The organism is Labrenzia sp. THAF82, from assembly GCF_009363435.1.
Taxonomy (GTDB): domain Bacteria; phylum Pseudomonadota; class Alphaproteobacteria; order Rhizobiales; family Stappiaceae; genus Roseibium; species Roseibium porphyridii.
Window position 1 is genome coordinate 926,114 of the sequence record NZ_CP045354.1, and the last position, 16,310, is coordinate 942,423.

15 protein-coding genes are annotated in these 16,310 nt (G+C 55.6%); 13 read left to right on the forward strand and 2 right to left on the reverse strand.

Features of this window, described 5'->3' with window-relative positions; translation table 11 throughout:
* The first annotated feature begins 96 nt into the window (after positions 1-96).
* The 6 genes from FIV00_RS04570 to FIV00_RS04595 all read left to right on the forward strand — a co-directional run bounded on the left by FIV00_RS04570 (position 97) and on the right by FIV00_RS04595 (position 5,481).
* Positions 97-2,094 (forward strand): protein meaA, encoded by a 1,998-nt coding sequence (locus FIV00_RS04570; protein ID WP_152499644.1) that lies wholly within the window; start codon positions 97-99, stop codon positions 2,092-2,094.
* A gap of 191 nt (positions 2,095-2,285) precedes the next feature.
* Entirely contained in the window at positions 2,286-2,666 is a 381-nt protein-coding gene (locus tag FIV00_RS04575) for a hypothetical protein (RefSeq protein WP_152499645.1), read from the forward strand.
* A gap of 195 nt (positions 2,667-2,861) precedes the next feature.
* Complete coding sequence (locus FIV00_RS04580) at positions 2,862-3,851, forward strand: sodium-dependent bicarbonate transport family permease (protein ID WP_152499646.1); 990 nt, start codon at positions 2,862-2,864, stop codon at positions 3,849-3,851.
* 10 nt (positions 3,852-3,861) lie between these two features.
* Positions 3,862-4,173, forward strand: coding sequence for a P-II family nitrogen regulator (locus FIV00_RS04585; RefSeq protein ID WP_152499647.1), 312 nt, complete (start codon positions 3,862-3,864; stop codon positions 4,171-4,173).
* A gap of 109 nt (positions 4,174-4,282) precedes the next feature.
* Positions 4,283-4,957 (forward strand): carbonic anhydrase, encoded by a 675-nt coding sequence (locus FIV00_RS04590; RefSeq protein ID WP_152499648.1) that lies wholly within the window; start codon positions 4,283-4,285, stop codon positions 4,955-4,957.
* Positions 4,958-4,959: 2 nt separating this feature from the next.
* A complete protein-coding gene (locus FIV00_RS04595) occupies positions 4,960-5,481 on the forward strand; it encodes a DinB family protein (protein ID WP_209006808.1) in 522 nt (173 codons plus the stop codon).
* 38 nt (positions 5,482-5,519) lie between these two features.
* Here the strand turns inward: FIV00_RS04595 and FIV00_RS04600 are convergent, their stop codons facing one another.
* A complete protein-coding gene (locus FIV00_RS04600) occupies positions 5,520-6,608 on the reverse strand; it encodes an HD-GYP domain-containing protein (RefSeq protein ID WP_152499649.1) in 1,089 nt (362 codons plus the stop codon).
* A gap of 435 nt (positions 6,609-7,043) precedes the next feature.
* Between FIV00_RS04600 and FIV00_RS04605 the strand changes: the two genes are divergently transcribed.
* From FIV00_RS04605 to FIV00_RS04635, 7 genes are all read left to right on the forward strand, one after another.
* Entirely contained in the window at positions 7,044-9,065 is a 2,022-nt protein-coding gene (locus tag FIV00_RS04605) for a VWA domain-containing protein (RefSeq protein ID WP_173005885.1), read from the forward strand.
* 363 nt (positions 9,066-9,428) lie between these two features.
* Positions 9,429-10,349: a sugar ABC transporter substrate-binding protein gene (locus FIV00_RS04610; RefSeq protein ID WP_152499651.1), complete on the forward strand. Its 921-nt coding sequence runs from the start codon at positions 9,429-9,431 to the stop codon at positions 10,347-10,349.
* Between the two features lie 79 nt (positions 10,350-10,428).
* The gene (locus tag FIV00_RS04615; RefSeq protein ID WP_152499652.1) at positions 10,429-11,997 is read left to right on the forward strand and encodes a sugar ABC transporter ATP-binding protein; all 1,569 of its coding nucleotides are present in this window, start codon (positions 10,429-10,431) and stop codon (positions 11,995-11,997) included.
* Entirely contained in the window at positions 11,994-12,992 is a 999-nt protein-coding gene (locus FIV00_RS04620; RefSeq protein ID WP_152499653.1) for an ABC transporter permease, read from the forward strand. Before FIV00_RS04615 ends, FIV00_RS04620 begins: the two co-directional genes overlap by 4 nt.
* Positions 12,989-13,399, forward strand: coding sequence for a D-ribose pyranase (rbsD, locus tag FIV00_RS04625; RefSeq protein WP_152499654.1), 411 nt, complete (start codon positions 12,989-12,991; stop codon positions 13,397-13,399). The genes FIV00_RS04620 and rbsD overlap by 4 nt, the downstream gene beginning before the upstream one ends.
* Positions 13,396-14,322 (forward strand): ribokinase, encoded by a 927-nt coding sequence (rbsK, locus tag FIV00_RS04630; protein WP_152499655.1) that lies wholly within the window; start codon positions 13,396-13,398, stop codon positions 14,320-14,322. The genes rbsD and rbsK overlap by 4 nt, the downstream gene beginning before the upstream one ends.
* Positions 14,323-14,395: 73 nt before the next feature.
* Positions 14,396-15,391, forward strand: a complete 996-nt coding sequence (locus FIV00_RS04635) for a LacI family DNA-binding transcriptional regulator (protein ID WP_152499656.1) — start codon at positions 14,396-14,398, stop codon at positions 15,389-15,391.
* A gap of 23 nt (positions 15,392-15,414) precedes the next feature.
* Here FIV00_RS04635 and FIV00_RS04640 read toward each other — a convergent pair whose 3' ends face one another.
* Positions 15,415-16,308 carry a DMT family transporter gene (locus tag FIV00_RS04640; RefSeq protein ID WP_152499657.1) on the reverse strand — a complete coding sequence of 298 codons (894 nt, stop codon included), beginning with the start codon at positions 16,306-16,308 and terminating at the stop codon, positions 15,415-15,417.
* Between the last annotated feature and the right edge of the window lie 2 nt (positions 16,309-16,310).

Consider the following 16,310-nt stretch of genomic DNA (forward strand, 5'->3'; position numbering starts at 1 on the left):
TATACGGTCTGGGTGTTGGGCCAATTGAGGATTGATCAGGCGAACGGATTTCATGTGTAGTCTTGCAGGCCGGTCGATCACGGAGGAGATAGCGGTATGAGCGCAACAGGTGAAAAGGGGCAGGAGCGGGACCGGCCCTGGATTTTCCGGACCTATGCGGGTCATTCAACAGCCGCTGAATCGAACAAACTCTACCGGGGCAATCTCGCAAAAGGGCAGACCGGCTTGTCCGTTGCGTTCGATCTGCCAACCCAGACTGGGTATGATCCTGATGATCAGCTGGCACGTGGTGAAGTCGGCAAGGTTGGTGTGCCGGTTGCTCATCTTGGCGATATGCATACGCTCTTTGACGAGATTCCGCTGGAACGCATGAACACGTCCATGACGATCAATGCCACGGCGCCCTGGCTTCTGTCGCTCTATATTGCGGCCGCTGACGAACAGGGAGCTGACCGGAGGCTTCTTTCAGGCACCACCCAGAACGACATCATCAAGGAATATCTGTCTCGCGGTACGTATGTGTTTCCACCCGCGCCGTCGCTCAGACTGACAACGGACGTGATCGCCTGGACATATTCCAACATGCCCAAGTGGAATCCGATGAATGTCTGCTCCTATCACTTGCAGGAGGCAGGTGCCACGCCGGTCCAGGAATTGTCCTTTGCGCTTGCAACGGCTGTCGCCATTTTGGACTCCATGAAGGCTAGCGGTGCCATTCCTGACGAAGACTTTCCCAAAGCGGTCGGCCGGATCTCCTTCTTCGTCAACGCCGGTATGCGCTTCGTCACCGAGATGTGCAAGATGCGTGCGTTCACTGAACTCTGGGACGAGATCTGCCGTGAACGGTACGCTGTCGAGGAGGAGCGTTACCGTCGTTTCCGCTATGGCGTTCAGGTCAATTCTCTTGGCTTGACCGAACCGCAACCGGAAAACAACGTCTATCGCATCCTACTTGAAATGCTTGCGGTCGTGTTGTCCAAAAACGCACGCGCGCGTGCGGTCCAGTTGCCGGCCTGGAACGAAGCGCTTGGCCTTCCACGTCCGTTTGACCAACAGTGGTCTTTGAGAATGCAGCAGATTGTCGCCTACGAAACGGATCTGCTGGAATATGCCGACATTTTTGATGGGTCGACGGAGATCACGAAAAAGGTTGAAGCGCTGAAAGCGGAAGCGCGTGAGGAGCTGGCCCGGATCGACGCAATGGGAGGTGCCGTCGCGGCCGTGGATTCCAGTTATATGAAGCGCAAGCTTGTGGAGAGCAACTCGGCGCGATTGGCGGCAATTGAAGCTGGAGATCAAGTGGTCGTCGGTGTCAATCGATGGACGGACAGTGAACCGTCTCCATTGGCAACGGGGGACGATGGTGCAATCCTGACAGTTCCCGAACATGTTGAAGGCGAGGCCATTGAAAAGCTCAAGGCCTGGCGCGATGCGCGCGATGATGCGGCTGTTGAGCAAGCCCTTGAAGATTTGAAGTCGGCCGCGCAGGAAGGCCGCAATATCATGGAGCCCTCGATCGCGGCGGCCAAGGCCGGCGTCACCACGGGCGAATGGGGCCGAACGCTGCGCCAGGTCTTTGGAGAATACCGCGCTCCGACCGGCGTCGGTCAGGCAGTGCGTGATGAAGCTGGTGACCTCGCAGCGGTTCGAGGTGACGTTGACGTCGTTTCAAAGACGCTCGGGCGACGGTTGAAGTTCCTGGTCGGAAAGCCGGGTCTCGATGGTCATTCCAACGGTGCCGAACAAATCGCCGTGCGCGCGCGCGATTGCGGCATGGAAGTGGTTTATGAGGGTATCCGACTGACACCGGCTCAAATCGTCAATGCGGCAGTCGAGGAAGATGTCCACGTGATTGGACTGTCGATCCTGTCCGGGTCTCACTTGGCGTTGGTGCGAGATGTCATGGAGAAGTTGCGTGCAACAGGCGCAGATGACATTCCAGTCGTGGTGGGCGGCATCATTCCGGATGAGGATGCTGCGCAGCTGAAGGCCATGGGCGTTGCGGCGGTCTATACGCCAAAGGACTTCCAGCTAACCGACATCATGGCCGATGTTGTGAAAATTGTCGGAACGCGTGCGGATGAGGCGGCCTAGTCCGCGCAAGGCGGGACAGCTCGACCGAACTGGAGTGCGCGGATAGTTCAGCTCTGTCCTGACGTTGGGCTGGCTATTGTCCTATCCGAAACAACGGGTTAACTTAACGTAAAGCTTTGTTAACTCTTTGTTGAGATATTCAGGAAGGTTTGCCAGAAGGCGAACCCTCTCTGAATGGCCAGGAGGCCGGAATGGCGACGATTGAGCGGCCGCACTCGGCCCAGGTCGTGGCGCATGCGACAGAGTATCCAGCGGACCGCGACGGTGACGGCACCGGCTACGACCGCAGAAAGAAGCGTAACACCGCAGAGCGCCATGAAACACAAACCGGAGGGTCTGAGGACAATCCGGCGGTTCTTGTAGAGTCTCATCCTGTTGACAGTCATGCGCTTGACGGCGTCGCGGCCTATCGTGCGGCTGCCTTGAGTGCCTTGGAACCAAGCGTTGATCACGGTCCGGTCAACCCGCTCCGGGGGCCCGTGGACCGATTGCCGGCGGACAACATTCGTCATGCCTATGAAGACCATGGCGATACGGAGCCGCTGCCGCATGAAGTCAACGTTGCGACTTGAGTCATCGTTGCAGCCCACCCGGCAGTTGATCACCCCTTAGCTTAAGCGCTCAGCTCTTGCGTCCCGCTGGCCGAGCGGCTATGTCGCGGGTAAGTAATCCTACGTATCTCGCAATTTGCGACGACAAGGGTGGGGCAGATCTGGTGCAAACCACGATTGATCTCGAGGTTTGGCCGCAGCAGGGGCGCATTGGTCTTGGTCGATACGATTTTGAATTTGGCGGCACAAAACCTGTTGTCGCCTATCATTCTGTTTTTTGCTCTTGGCCTGGCAGCAGCTCTGGTCCGCTCCGACCTTTCGGTGCCGGAGGCAGCTGCAAAAACCCTCTCGATCTATCTATTATTTGCGATCGGCTTCAAAGGCGGTGTCAGTGTCAGCGATCATGGTGTCGACGCCACGCTGGTTTTTTCGCTGATAGCGGGGTTGATCCTGTCTTTTCTCCTGCCGTTTGTTGCATTTGGCCTGTTGCGAGTGATGACACGGCTTGATGCGTTGGACGCAGCCGCGGTCGCTGGCCACTACGGCTCGATTTCAATCGTGACATTCGTCGCGGCCACGTCGGTTCTGCAAAGCCAGGGCATAGCCAGCGAAGGCTATCTGGTTGCCGTTGCTGCCGTCATGGAAGCGCCCGCGATCCTGTCGGCCTTGTGGCTTGCCGCCAGGTTTTCAACACAGGCGGCCAATGAAGGCCGGGCACAGGATTCCAAGGGGCTCTTAAGGGAAATTCTTTTTAACGGTTCAATCGTTTTGCTGGTCGGGTCCTTCGTGATCGGGTTCCTGTCGGGTCCACAAGGCTTGTCGGATATCGAGAGCTTCATTGTTGCTCCCTTCAAAGGTGTGCTTTGCCTGTTCCTTCTGGATATGGGTCTGGTCGCTGGCCGTGGCCTCAGGTCGAGTGCGCATTATCTGCGTCCCGGGTTGATCCTTTTCGGTATTGTCATGCCGATCATTGGTTCCTTCGCCGGTCTGATCGCCGCCAGCATGATCGGCCTTTCCACGGGAGGCACGGTATTGCTCATGACGCTGAGCGCATCGGCGTCCTATATTGCGGTGCCGGCTGCAATGAGGGTTGCCTTGCCCGAAGCCAATCCATCAATTTACCTGACCATGTCACTCGGGATTACCTTTCCGTTCAATCTGACGATCGGTATTCCGCTATATCTATCGCTTGCGCAGGTCATTTGAGGATGTCGCCATGGAAATGAAAGACGCCAAAAGAGTCGAAATCACCATCGAGGCACCGATGGAAACGCGGCTGACGGATGCACTCGATGGAGCAGGTGTGACGGGCTATACGATTTTGCCGGTTATGGGCGGCAGCGGGCGGTCCGGGCGCTGGAGTCGTGAAGGCCAGGTTTCGCGTGCTGGTGGCATGATCCAGATTATCTGTATCATCCGGCCTGACCGCTTGGATGCGCTATTGGATGCGGCTTTCAGCGTCGTGGAACGGCACATCGGTGTCGTCACCGTGACAGACTGCTCTGTGCTGCGCGCGGAACGCTTCTGATTTATACGGTAATATACGTATATCATCGGATTTTTTCGTTTCAGGAAGCTGATAAAAAGGTCTTTTGAGGAAGCTGCCACGCTGGCAGCGCAAATCGGGAGATCGGCATTTGAGCTTGCCCAAGCATCTGCTGGATGGTTACGAACGCTATCTGAACAAGGGTTTTGTCAGGAACCGTGAGACCCACGAAAGGCTCGCCCTTTACGGGCAAAAACCGGAGGTGATGGTCATCTCCTGCTGCGACAGCCGTGTAACCCCCGAAGGCATCTTCAACATGGGTCCTGGTGAGCTCTTTGTTGTACGCAATGTCGCAAATCTCGTTCCGCCCTATGAAGATACAGAAGGTCAGCACGGCACCAGTGCAGCGATCGAGTTCGGGGTCGGTAGCCTCAAGGTCAAGCATATCGTCGTCATGGGTCACGGACAGTGCGGCGGCGTTAAAGCGTTCCGTGAACATGCCAATGCGCCAATGGAAACGGGACAGTTTATCGGCCGTTGGATCAAGTTGCTGGAACCTGCTGCGATCGCAATGGCGTGCATGCCTCTGGATCAGGCGGACGACCCGCAACTGGCCATGGAATATGCCGGGATACGCCAGTCGCTGAAAAACCTGATGACATTTCCATTCGTTGAAAAAGCTGTTCAGGACGAGACCCTGCGGCTCCACGGTGCCTGGTTCGATATCGGTTCCGGTGAACTCAGGGTCATGAACGAAGACAGCCAACGCTTTGAAGAGGTTGAGCATCCGCCGATCAAAGTGATCGCGCAATCAGCAGGTCACTGACGTTGACGCATATTGATCCTGAGCTTTATCGACGCATGGCAGCCTATAATGGCTGGATGACGCAAAAGGCCTATGAGGCGGCAGGCAATCTGAGTGATGCGGAGCGAAAAGCGGACAAAGGTGCGTTTTTCCGGTCCGTGCATTCCACGCTCAACCATATCCTGTTCGCAGACAGGGCCTGGATGCGGCGATTTACCGGCCGTCCCTATGACATTAAGGGAATGGGGGTCGACCTCTTTGATGATTTTGACGAACTGACGACCGCGCACCTTCAGATCTGCGATGATATCAAGGTCTTTGCGGATGAGCTGTCTGAAGATTGGCTCTCTGGCACGCTTGAATGGACGAGTGTGACTGATCGCAAGACGCGCCGGCGTCCACGTTGGCTGCTGGTGACACACATGTTCAATCATCAAACGCACCACCGGGGTCAACTATCGACCCTGCTGTTTCAGGCAGGATTAGACATTGGCGTGACCGATCTGCCTTTCATGCCAGATCTGATTGGCGAATACTCCGATTAACGAAAGATTTTATGTGCGCAGCTCTGGGTGCCTTGCGGCTAACAGGCAACGGTACGCCGCAAGGCGCCGAGATCTGTTTTGAGAATTGATTTTCGGAACGTGCGAAGAAGCTGCTGATCGAGTTTGTTGCCCATTTCCGACATGATCGAAAAAGCCTGTCGTGGACTGTAACTGTCCTTATAGGCGCGTTTTTCAGTAAGCGCGGAATAGATGTCGACGATCGTGACCATCCGAACGGAATCCGGAATGCTTTCGCCGCTGAGGCGGTCAGGGTATCCAGAGCCATCGAGCATCTCGTGATGCCAGACGGCCATGTCGACCACTTCTTTTGGAACTTCCTTGCGCCCGCGCAGAATTTCCTGGCTGAAACGTGGGTGTCTGTTGACCAGATCACGTTCTTCGGCGTTCAGTTTTGCCGGTTTGTCGAGTACCGACAAGGGTATCCTGACTTTGCCCAGGTCGTGGACGAGTCCGCCAAGGCCCAGCATGTATTGCTTCTGTTCCGGCAAGCCGAGAGCTTTTGCAAAACCGACCGCATGTCCCGTCACCATCATTGTGTGGCAATAGGTGTGACTGTGGTGCTGTTGAACGGCGGAAAGCCAGTTGTCGAGCCCCTCAGTGCATATCGTATTTGTTATGTCCACCGCACTTCTTGCGAGTTTGGGAACAGGAAGCGGCGCGTCGTTCAGGATCGCCTGAGACATCTGATCGAGTGCAGAGCACGCGGCATTAACAGCACTTCCCATCTGGCTGGAGCAGTTCGTGCCCAGGTTCGGTTTCGAGTAGTTGCCGAGCAACTCTCGAAGTTTGACCATTAGTGAGGCGAAGTCGTCCTTGTGGACCAGATTGTAAATCCCGAGTTCCCGCGCCTGAAACACCTGATGACGGCTCTTTGTATCGAGCACACAGAGCTTTTCCAGAACGGAGTTGTTACTCATGCTCTTGAGCCGACTGAGACAGTCGCGCGTCATGTTTTCAAGATCGACGATGAGCAAGGCGGGGCTATCGAAGGACAGGGACTGGAGTTTGTCGTAGGTCACCAGCTCGGCCGGATATACAGCCGTGATTTGCAATAATTGCTGCGGAACAGACCCAAGGTTCTCAACTGCAATAATAACTCGTTTCATGAAAAACTACTTGTCCCGCGAGAAATACCGGACGTTTTTTCTATTCTATTTTCGTAAAAAAATAATTAGTGGAGTAAAGCTTTTCTGAGTGTCGATTTATTGTTAGTTGACCCGTTCAGGAGCCTATCCATTCCTTATAAATTGTCAAAAATACCTAATATTGACGCGTTTATACTTCTGTTCATTTAGACTTCAGGTTGCGGTGCAGCAATTTGAGTGTCTTTCCTGTGGCAAAAGTTTGCCTCAATCGAAGGAGCGGCCACTGGCACAAAGACATCAGCGAAACCGCATGAACCGTGACTGTTGTCACAGGAGCTCTCTCAATTCTATTGAATATTTGTCATCAAGGTGTGCTCTCCGGCGCTTGACCGGGCCGCCTTTGAAACTTCTGTTTCACGCTTTGAAAAGGGCAAGAAGGGCTTAGACAAAATGATTATGGGAATAGACCAATTTTTCAGGTCGGCAGCATTGTTGCTGGCCTTGTTTACTATTTCACTCCTGACCATTGGGGCGCAGGCACAAGATCGTGAACGCGCCATTCTTGTGCTGGATGGATCCGGCAGCATGTGGGGTCAGATTGACGGCGTATCGAAGATCGAAATCGCGCGCGGCGAAATCGCCCAGATGCTGACAGGATGGGACAAGAACATCGACCTCGGTCTTATGACTTACGGTCACCGGACCAAGGGCGATTGCAATGACATCGAGCTTGTTGTTCCACCTCAGCCATTGAACGGAAACGCGTTTCAAGGTGCTGTGAATTCAATCAGTCCCAAAGGAAAGACACCGCTTTCAACCGCAGTTCGTCTCGCGGCGGAAGAGATGCGCTTTACCGAAGAGCGTGCGACCGTTGTGCTTCTGAGTGATGGTCTTGAGACCTGCGAAGCTGACCCTTGTGCGCTGGCTTCGTCCCTTGAAGCACAGGGTGTTGACTTCACTGCACATGTGATCGGTTTTGACATCTCGGCCAATGAAGCAAAGCAGCTTTCCTGCCTGGCCGAAAACACCGGCGGCCAGTTCTTTCTTGCCGGAAATTCCGGCGAGTTGACGGAAGCTCTGGCTCAGACGGTGCAGACAATTGCCGTGACCGAACCTGAACCCGCTCCAGAGCCGGTGGTTGTTGCTGAAGCAAAGCCCGAGCCTGCGCCCGCACCTGCTGGTCCACAAGGCATTCAAGCACTCGCAAAGCTTTGTGAAACCTGCGACTTTCTGGAAAAGGATGTCTTTTGGTACCTTTATGAGGCCAAGGCCGATGCAAACGGCAAGCGCAAGGAAATCAACCGCAACAACAATGCACAGCCGATTTTTGAGACCGGCCAGGGAGAGTATCATCTCGGCGCTAAGTATGGAGAGGCCTATGTCAGCAGTGATTTCACGGTTTCTGCCGGACAGCTGACCGAAGGTGTGATCAACCTGAATGCAGGCAACCTGCGTGTTCGGGCTGAAGCCGCGCCAGGCGGCACATCCCTCAACGACAAGATGTTTTATTATGTCTACGAAGCCAAAAAGGATCTCGAAGGCAAGCGCAAGGAAGTGAGCCGGTCTGGTGCTGCCAACCACGTCTTCCGGCTGCCCGCGGGTGAGTACCATATTGTCGCCATTCACGGCAAAGCGCGTGCAACTGCGGATCTGACTGTCGAGGCTGGCGCTCTGACGGACCATGTTTTCGATATGAATGCAGGGTATCTCAGGATCACAGGGGTCCCGACATCAGGAGCGGAACCGCTCAAGGACAATCAGTTCTACTATGTCTTTGAGGCGAAGAAGGACCTTGAAGGCAATCGCAGGGAAGTGGATCGGTCCGGCGCTGCGCAACCTTTGTTCCGGCTGAGTGCGGGCGACTATCACGTCGTTGCAACGCATGGCAAAGCGCGTACATCATTCGATGTCACGATCGGAGCTGATCAGCTGTCCGACGAAACCGTGGACATGAATGTCGGTTATCTCAGGATTGCCAATCTGTTGGCCGAAGGCCAGCCGCCGGTCGACAAGGACGTCTTTTACTATGTCTATGAAGCGAAGAAGGACCTTGAAGGCAAGCGTAAGGAAGTTGACCGGTCCGGCAATGCCAAGCCTTTGTTCCGGTTGAGTGCCGGCGACTATCACGTCCTTGCCACTTATGGCAATTCGAGCGTGACTGCAGATCTGACTGTCGACGCCGGTGCCCTGACGGACCAGACCATGGTCCAAAATGCCGGTGTGTTGCGTGCTGAAACAGTTCTTGAGGAAGGCGGCGCTGCGCTCGACAAAGGTGTCTTCTGGTATGTCATGAGCGGACAGCAGGATCTGGAAGGCAAGCGGGCGGAAATCACCCGTTCCGGCAATGCCAAACCGATTTTTCGTCTCAAGGAAGGCAGCTATCAGTTGAATGTTCGCTACGGGAACGAGACCTATAGTTTCCCGATGGACGTGTCAGCTGGAGAAGTGAAAGACGCATCATTGCTTCTGAAAAAGTAAGCCGACGAGACTTGACGCTCGGTCGCCGCCCGATATGGGCGGCGACCTTTTCTTTTGTCTGTCGCAACCATGCTGAGACGGTTGGGCTGACTTGCGGAAATCAGATTGTGCTGAATTTCGGTACCGGACGCGTGTCCACAGCGCGTGTGTCGAGGCCAAAAAATCTTTCACTTTGACCAGATTTAGATCCTGAAACGACCGATTCCAGGTCAGAGGGAGCACAATTTCTCGTTTAAAATGAATGCATTCAAAAAAATGAAACGTTTCATATTGACGTATCCCAAGTCCCGTGTTTTGCTTAACTGGCCAGTTCACCTCAGCAGCCCGATGTGAATGGGCATTACCTTTTTTGGGAGGAAAATCATGAAGTTATTGAAAATCGCTGCCGCGGCAGCGACCGGTCTCGCTTTGCTTGCTGGAACCGCTCAAGCTGATGACAAGCCGGTTGTAGGCCTCATCATGAAGTCTCTTGCCAACGAGTTTTTTCAAAACATGATGGCGGGCGCTCAGGCTCATGAGGAAAAGCGCGGCGACTACAAATTGCTGGCCGTCGGTATGCAGAACGAGACGGACTTTGAATCTCAGATCAATGCCGTCGAAAACTTCATCACCCAAGGTGTTGATGCAATCGTGGTAGCCCCTGCAGATTCCCGTGCAATGGTTCGCCCTTTGAAGAAGGCGATGGAAGCCGGCATTGTTGTCGTCAACTTCGATGTGGCCCTGGATACAGAGGCCAAGAAACAACAAAACGTTGAACTGGCTTTTGTCGGGCCGGACAACCGCGGTGGGGCCAAGCTGGCTGGCGATGCGCTGGGCAAGAAACTTGGTGCCGGCGGCAAGGTTGTCATCATCGAAGGAAATCCCGGCGCGGACAACGCAAACGAAAGACGTCTCGGTTTTGAAGACTCCGTGGCCGAGTTCGAACTTGATCTGCTCGACAGCCGCACGGCCCATTGGGAGACAGAGGAAGCAAATTCCGTATTCTCCAACATGCTGACGGCGCATCCGGACATTCAAGGCGTTATGGCGGCGAACGATTCCATGGCCATCGGTGTGGTCAAGGCATTGGAAAGCGCTGGGCGTGACGACATAGTCGTGGTCGGCTTCGACAACATTCCCGCTGTGGGTCCGATGATCTCAGATGGTCGCATGCTTGCAACCGTCGACCAGTTCGGCACGGACATGGCGGCGAATTCCATCGACCTCGCTCTCGAAGTGGTCAAGGGCGGACCTCAGCTTGAAGGCTGGGTAAAGACCCCGATCGAATTGGTGACCGCGAACTAAGCGATCACCATGCGCCCCCGCTTGGTCAGCCTTAAGGCGGGGGCGGCCCTTTTTCCAAAGCAAGTTGACTGGACACACTATGGCAGCCGTATCGCTTGCAGCCGTGCCCGATCCGGCCGAGACCCCTGCATTTCTGTCCGTGGACGGATTGAAGAAACACTTTGGTGGGGTCAAGGCGCTTGATGGGGTCAGTTTTTCGCTCCTGAAGGGTGAAGTGCATGCCCTGGTTGGCGAAAACGGGGCCGGCAAATCCACACTCATCAAAATTCTGTCCGGAGTCTTCCCTTACGATTCCGGCAGCATCTCCCTCGCGGGAGAGGATTACCGACCGGCCAATCCGCACGTCGCAAAGGAACTTGGAGTTCAGGTGGTTCATCAGGAGTTCAATCTGCTGGATCATTTGAGCATTGCCGAAAACATCTCCGTCGAGCGTATGCCGACGACCCGTTTTGGCCTTCTGGACAAGCAGGAGATGAACCGGCGGGCACGACTGGCGCTAGATGCCATCGGGCTCACGGATGTCGACGTGAAGGCGCCGGTCAGTTCTCTTGGCATCGCCCACCGGCAGCTCGTTGAAATTTCGAGAGCGTTGCAATGCCAAAGCCGGATTCTGATCCTCGATGAGCCGACCGCGACACTGACCGAACGGGAAACCAAACGTCTGTTCGACATCATTGCATCAATCAAGGCTGAAGGCGTCACGGTTGTTTTCGTGTCTCATCACCTTGACGAGGTTTTCGCGATTTGTGACCGGGTCACGGTCTTCAGAAACGGCATCTCCATCGGGACGGATCGCATTAGGGACACGACGCCCGACGGCGTGGTGCAGAAAATGGTTGGCCGGCAACTGGCTGCGACCACGAACGAAGCGGACCCAGATCGCGTGCCAGGAGAGCTTGCACTCAGCCTTGATGAATTTTGCACGCAGGCGAACCCGAAGGAAAAAGGGGTCTCGTTCGATCTCAGATACGGCGAAATAGTCGGCATTGCAGGGCTTGTCGGTGCCGGCAGGACCGAAATTCTCAGAGGCATTTTCGGCGTTGATCCGGTCCGCTCCGGCCGCCTGTTTCAGGCTGGCAAAGAAGCGCATTTCAGCGGCCCGCGCGACGCGATTGCCGCCGGTATCGGGTTTGTCACCGAGGATCGCAAGGACGAAGGTCTGATCCTGGACATGCCAATCGCGGCCAACATATCGCTCGCCAATATGCGTGCCGTCTCCAGATCCGGCTTGTTGCAGTTTTCTGAGGAGAACAGGCGCTCCCGCGATGGAGGTGCGAAGCTGAAGCTCAAATACGGAAGGATTTCCGACGCGGTTTCAAGTCTTTCAGGCGGCAATCAGCAAAAGGTCGTTCTTGCCAAGTGGCTCGCGCGCAATCCGAAGGTGCTTTTGCTGGACGAACCGACCCGCGGCGTCGATGTCGGTGCCAAGGCCGAGATCTACGCAATTTTGAAGGAGTTGGCACGAGAAGGCGTCGCATTGCTTGTGGTGTCGTCTGAGATGCCAGAGCTGATGACGCTTGCTGACCGGATACTCGTTCTTGCCGAACATGAAATCCAGGGAGAGCTGACGCGTCCCGAATTCTCGGAAGAAAACATCCTGAAACTGGCTTATGGCCAGGCCCGGCAGGCCGGAGGACAGAAGCAATGACAACGCAGACCCTTTCAGAAACCATGCCAAAAACCACCAGATTTTCCGTGCGCACCGTTCTGCAGAACGCGGGCATCGGTCTCGCGCTGCTTGCGCTCATCCTTTTCTTTTCGGTGTTCACGGAACATTTTCTGACACCGAACAACATCACCAACATTCTGACCCAGATTACCATCAACCTGGTGCTCGCCGTTGGCATGACCTTTGTCATCCTCATTGGCGGGATCGATCTTTCGGTTGGATCTGTGATGGCGTTTGCGGCGGTTGTCGCCGGCAAAGCGATCACATTGCCGGGCTTTGGTCCCACAGAGGCGATTGCGCTGGCCATCGTCGCGGCGACATTGACCGGTGTCGCCTGCGGGATGATCAATGGTGTCATCAGCGCCTATTGGGCCTTGCCGTCCTTCATAATCACTTTGGGCATGCTCAACATTGCACGCGGAGCGGCGCTGCAGGTCTCCGATGCCCAGACCATCTATTCGTTTCCCTATGCCTTCGAGGAATTCGGTTCTGCCATGATCTATGGCGTTCCCGTGGTGTTTCTGGTCGCGCTTTTCCTGGTTCTTGTTGCCTGGTTCGTGCTGAACTTCACTGTGTTTGGGCGACTTCTTTATGGCATCGGCAACAATGAAGAGGCTGTCCGTCTCGCCGGGCACTCGGTCTATTGGTACAAGGTTGCGGCCTTTACCATCTGCGGCTTTACCGCCGGAATTGCCGCGATCGTCTATATGGCCCGCCTGAATATTTCCAGCCCGATTGCCGGTATCGGTTTTGAACTCAACGCAATCGCCGCCGTCATCATCGGAGGCACAAGCCTCAGCGGAGGGCGCGGTTCGGTCATCGGTACGCTGCTGGGGGCCTTTATCATAGGCGTCTTGGCCAACGGACTGATCCTGATCGGATTGTCGGATTTCATGCGCCAGATGATTACAGGTGTTGTCATCATCGTCGCCGTCATTCTCGACTATTACCGTGCAAAGTACACGTCGAAATGAAGCGGACGGCCCTCCTGAACCGGCACTTGAGCGAACTGGTCGCTTCGCTCGGCCACCTGGACGCAATCATCGTCGCCGACGCAGGCCTTCCTGTTCCTCAAGGTGTCAGGGTCATCGACCTTGCCGTAAGCGAAGGTGTTCCAGGCTTTCAGGACCTCCTTAAAGCGTTGCGCGCCGAACTTGTGATCGAAAGTGCCATATGGGCGGAAGAAACATCGGATGAGATGTCCGCCCTCATGCAAGAGGAAATCGATCAGTGGTCTTTGGAGACTGAGCAAAACGTCACGACTTCGCGCGTGTCTCATGCAGAGCTGAAGCGCAAGTCGGGCCAGGTCCGTGCGATCATCCGCACCGGTGAATTTACACCTTACGCCAACATACTCCTGACAAGCGGGGTCCCGTTTTGAAACCTGTAGCAGTTGTCGGCAGCGTCAATATCGATCTGGTCAGCTATCTTGATCGCTGGCCGGACGTCGGTGAAACCGTTGCGGTTCGCGAAACGACGTCCTCTCTTGGCGGTAAAGGTGCCAATCAGGCTGTGGCCTCGGCGCGGCTTGGTGCCGACGTCACTCTTGTCGGGGCGATAGGCGGCGATGGTTTCGGCCAGGATGCCAAATCGCAGCTTGATCGATCGGGTGTTCGCTCTCGCTTGAGTGAGATCCCCAACGTCTCGACCGGTCTTGCGTTTATCGATGTCGGGCCGGACGGCAACAACATGATCCGTCTTTCCGGTGGCGCAAATCGATCCGTTTCTGCAGCGCAAGTGTCGCTTAATGCAGAAGCCATCCGAACAAGTGGCGTGCTGTTGCTGCAAAACGAAATCGGATTACCGGCGTCCCTGGAGGCAGCACGTATTGCCCGCGACGCAGGATCTCTTGTGATCATGGATCCGGCACCCGCCCCGGACCCCACCTGGAAACAGGATGTATTCACCTCGTTCGACGTTCTGACGCCGAATGCGCATGAAGCCGGAATGCTGCTGGGCGCGCAGCCGGCGACGCTCGAAGATGGTGAAAGAGCCGCCTCGTTGCTCGTGGAAATGGGATTGCGTGGTGCCATTGTGACGATGGGCAGTCTTGGGGTTGCCTGGTCATTCGATGGCACTCTGGGGTCGCTGCCCGCGTTCAAGGTGAAAAGCATTGATACGGTTGCGGCCGGCGACTGTTTCAACGGGGCACTTGCAACCTGCTTGGCGGAGGGGGCATCCATGCGCGATGCGATTGCCTTTGCATTACGCGCGGCTGCAATCGCGACGACGCGCAAGGGAGCCTCGGTTTCACTTCCGACCCGCCTGGAACTGGAGAATTTCCGCAACCCGGTCTTCGCCTGAATTTAAGGCGGTGCTTGATTGGCAGGCTCAGGAATGCTTCAAGGAAAGAAGGGGTTAAGGAGTGCTGCGGGAAATGCCAACGATCAAAGACGTCGCCAGGAAGGCCGGGGTGTCCGTTGGTACTGTTTCGCGTGTTTTGGCCAAGAACGAGACTGTTAAGCACCCGCTCAAGCTGAAGGTGCAGGCGGCGATGAAGGAGCTTGACTACAAGCCCAATCTCGCTGCACGCGCGCTGCGCACCAACAGTATCGATGTCATTGGCCTTGTCGTGCCCGACATCACCAATCCGTTTTTTGCCCAACTCGCCAAGAATATCGAAATGGAGGCGGCCAAACGCAGCCACTCCGTGATGGTTGCCAACTCGCATGACGATGCCGATACGGAAAAGACGCAGATTGCGGCACTTCTCGACCGAGCCGTTTGCGGTGTCATCGTCGTTGCAACAGCGGATGGGCGGAGTCTTGACGCGACCGATGTGCCAATTGTGTCACTGGACCGACGTTTCGGGGAGTTTCCGCTGATCGCCACGGATCACTTCGACGGATCTCAAAAAATCGCAGATCATCTTCATGCGCTTGGTCACAGAAGAATTGCCTATATCGCCGGTCCTTTGAGCATGGACGTTGCCCGGAGCAGACGAGAGGGCTTCGTCAGCCGTATCAAAGCTCTTTCAAGCGCCGAGGATCCGATAGAGCTGACGATTTTCGAGGGGCAGTTCGACTATGATTCAGGGGAAGAGCTTGGCCGAGAAATTCTCAATCAGGCTGGGGTTAATGACCGGCCGACCGCCATTGCCGCAGCCAGCGATCAGCAGGCCATCGGAGTACTTCGGTGCGCGCGGGATTTGAAGCTAGATGTGCCGGCAGATCTGTCGGTGGCCGGCTTCGATGATATCACTTTGGCTTCGTTGGTGGTTCCTCGCCTGACGACCCTTCGCCAGCCGATTGAAGCTCTCGCCGTGTCAGCTGTTGAACAGATCTTTCAGTCAAAGGCTTCACTGAAAGACATGGCGATTGCGGGCGATATCGTCGAACGGGAATCAACCGGGCCGAACCCTGTCGGAACCTGAGATCAGCTCTTTTCGTTCAAGTCTCAGCTTGCAAACAACAACCCACTTCCTGCAATCACCAGCCCGGCCCCAACCCAAGCGCCAAGCGCAGGGGCTTCCTTGGTTCGCCACCACATCATTGGCAGCAGGAGCGCGGGTGTTGTCGCCGACAGTGTTGCAATGATGCCGACGTCTCCTCCCGAGAGCGCAAACAGAATGAGCGTCATGCCGACACCCATGCCGAGGAAACCGGAAAGAGCGACCACGCTGACCACTGGAAACGTGAACCTTCCGGCAGGCTTTACCCAGGAAAAGGGCAGTCTGGACAAAAGAACCAGGCCAAGCGCCGCCGTCCCAACCCGGAGACTGGATGCTGCCACTGGGTCAACACCTGCTTCCATGATCGGGCGAGCGATCAAAGAGCCGATCGATTGTGAAAGAGCGGCGACCAAACCGAGCAAAACCCCGATCCAGAGAGGTCCTTTGATGCTCTCCCATTTGTGCAGCTGCGATTTTCTCTTGCCGAAGCGGATGGCCAACAGGACACCCAGGAAAATCAACCCGATCCCAGATATCTGAAGAAGGGTGAGGTCCTCGTTCAGTAGCAGCCAGCCAAGTATGGCCGACATGGGAGCGTTCAGGGAAAACAGCATGGCTGTCCGGCGTGGCCCCATCCGGTTGAGTGTCAGGAAAAGAGCGGTATCGCCCATGAAGATCCCGACAAATCCGGACAGGACAAGTGGCAATAGATGGTCGTTGCCAATGGAACCCCAGCCATTTGTCAGCGCGACCCAAAGGCACAACATGATGGTGACGAGCACCATGCGCGTTGTGTTGAAGGCGATGGCGCCGAGATGTTGGGCCGGGGCTGCCGATAGAAGCCCGGTCAGAGCCCAGAGCGCGGCAGCGCCAAGGGCGGCGGCTTCGTAAATATACATTG

Coding starts and splice junctions, on each gene's coding strand:
- FIV00_RS04570 (WP_152499644.1), top strand. CDS start 97: ATGAGCGCAACAGGTGAAAAGGGGCAGGAGCGGGACCGGCCCTGGATT.
- FIV00_RS04575 (WP_152499645.1), top strand. CDS start 2,286: ATGGCGACGATTGAGCGGCCGCACTCGGCCCAGGTCGTGGCGCATGCG.
- FIV00_RS04585 (WP_152499647.1), top strand. CDS start 3,862: ATGGAAATGAAAGACGCCAAAAGAGTCGAAATCACCATCGAGGCACCG.
- FIV00_RS04600 (WP_152499649.1), bottom strand. CDS start 6,608: ATGAAACGAGTTATTATTGCAGTTGAGAACCTTGGGTCTGTTCCGCAG.
- FIV00_RS04605 (WP_173005885.1), top strand. CDS start 7,044: ATGGGAATAGACCAATTTTTCAGGTCGGCAGCATTGTTGCTGGCCTTG.
- FIV00_RS04610 (WP_152499651.1), top strand. CDS start 9,429: ATGAAGTTATTGAAAATCGCTGCCGCGGCAGCGACCGGTCTCGCTTTG.
- FIV00_RS04615 (WP_152499652.1), top strand. CDS start 10,429: ATGGCAGCCGTATCGCTTGCAGCCGTGCCCGATCCGGCCGAGACCCCT.
- FIV00_RS04620 (WP_152499653.1), top strand. CDS start 11,994: ATGACAACGCAGACCCTTTCAGAAACCATGCCAAAAACCACCAGATTT.
- rbsD (WP_152499654.1), top strand. CDS start 12,989: ATGAAGCGGACGGCCCTCCTGAACCGGCACTTGAGCGAACTGGTCGCT.
- FIV00_RS04635 (WP_152499656.1), top strand. CDS start 14,396: ATGCCAACGATCAAAGACGTCGCCAGGAAGGCCGGGGTGTCCGTTGGT.
- FIV00_RS04640 (WP_152499657.1), bottom strand. CDS start 16,308: ATGTATATTTACGAAGCCGCCGCCCTTGGCGCTGCCGCGCTCTGGGCT.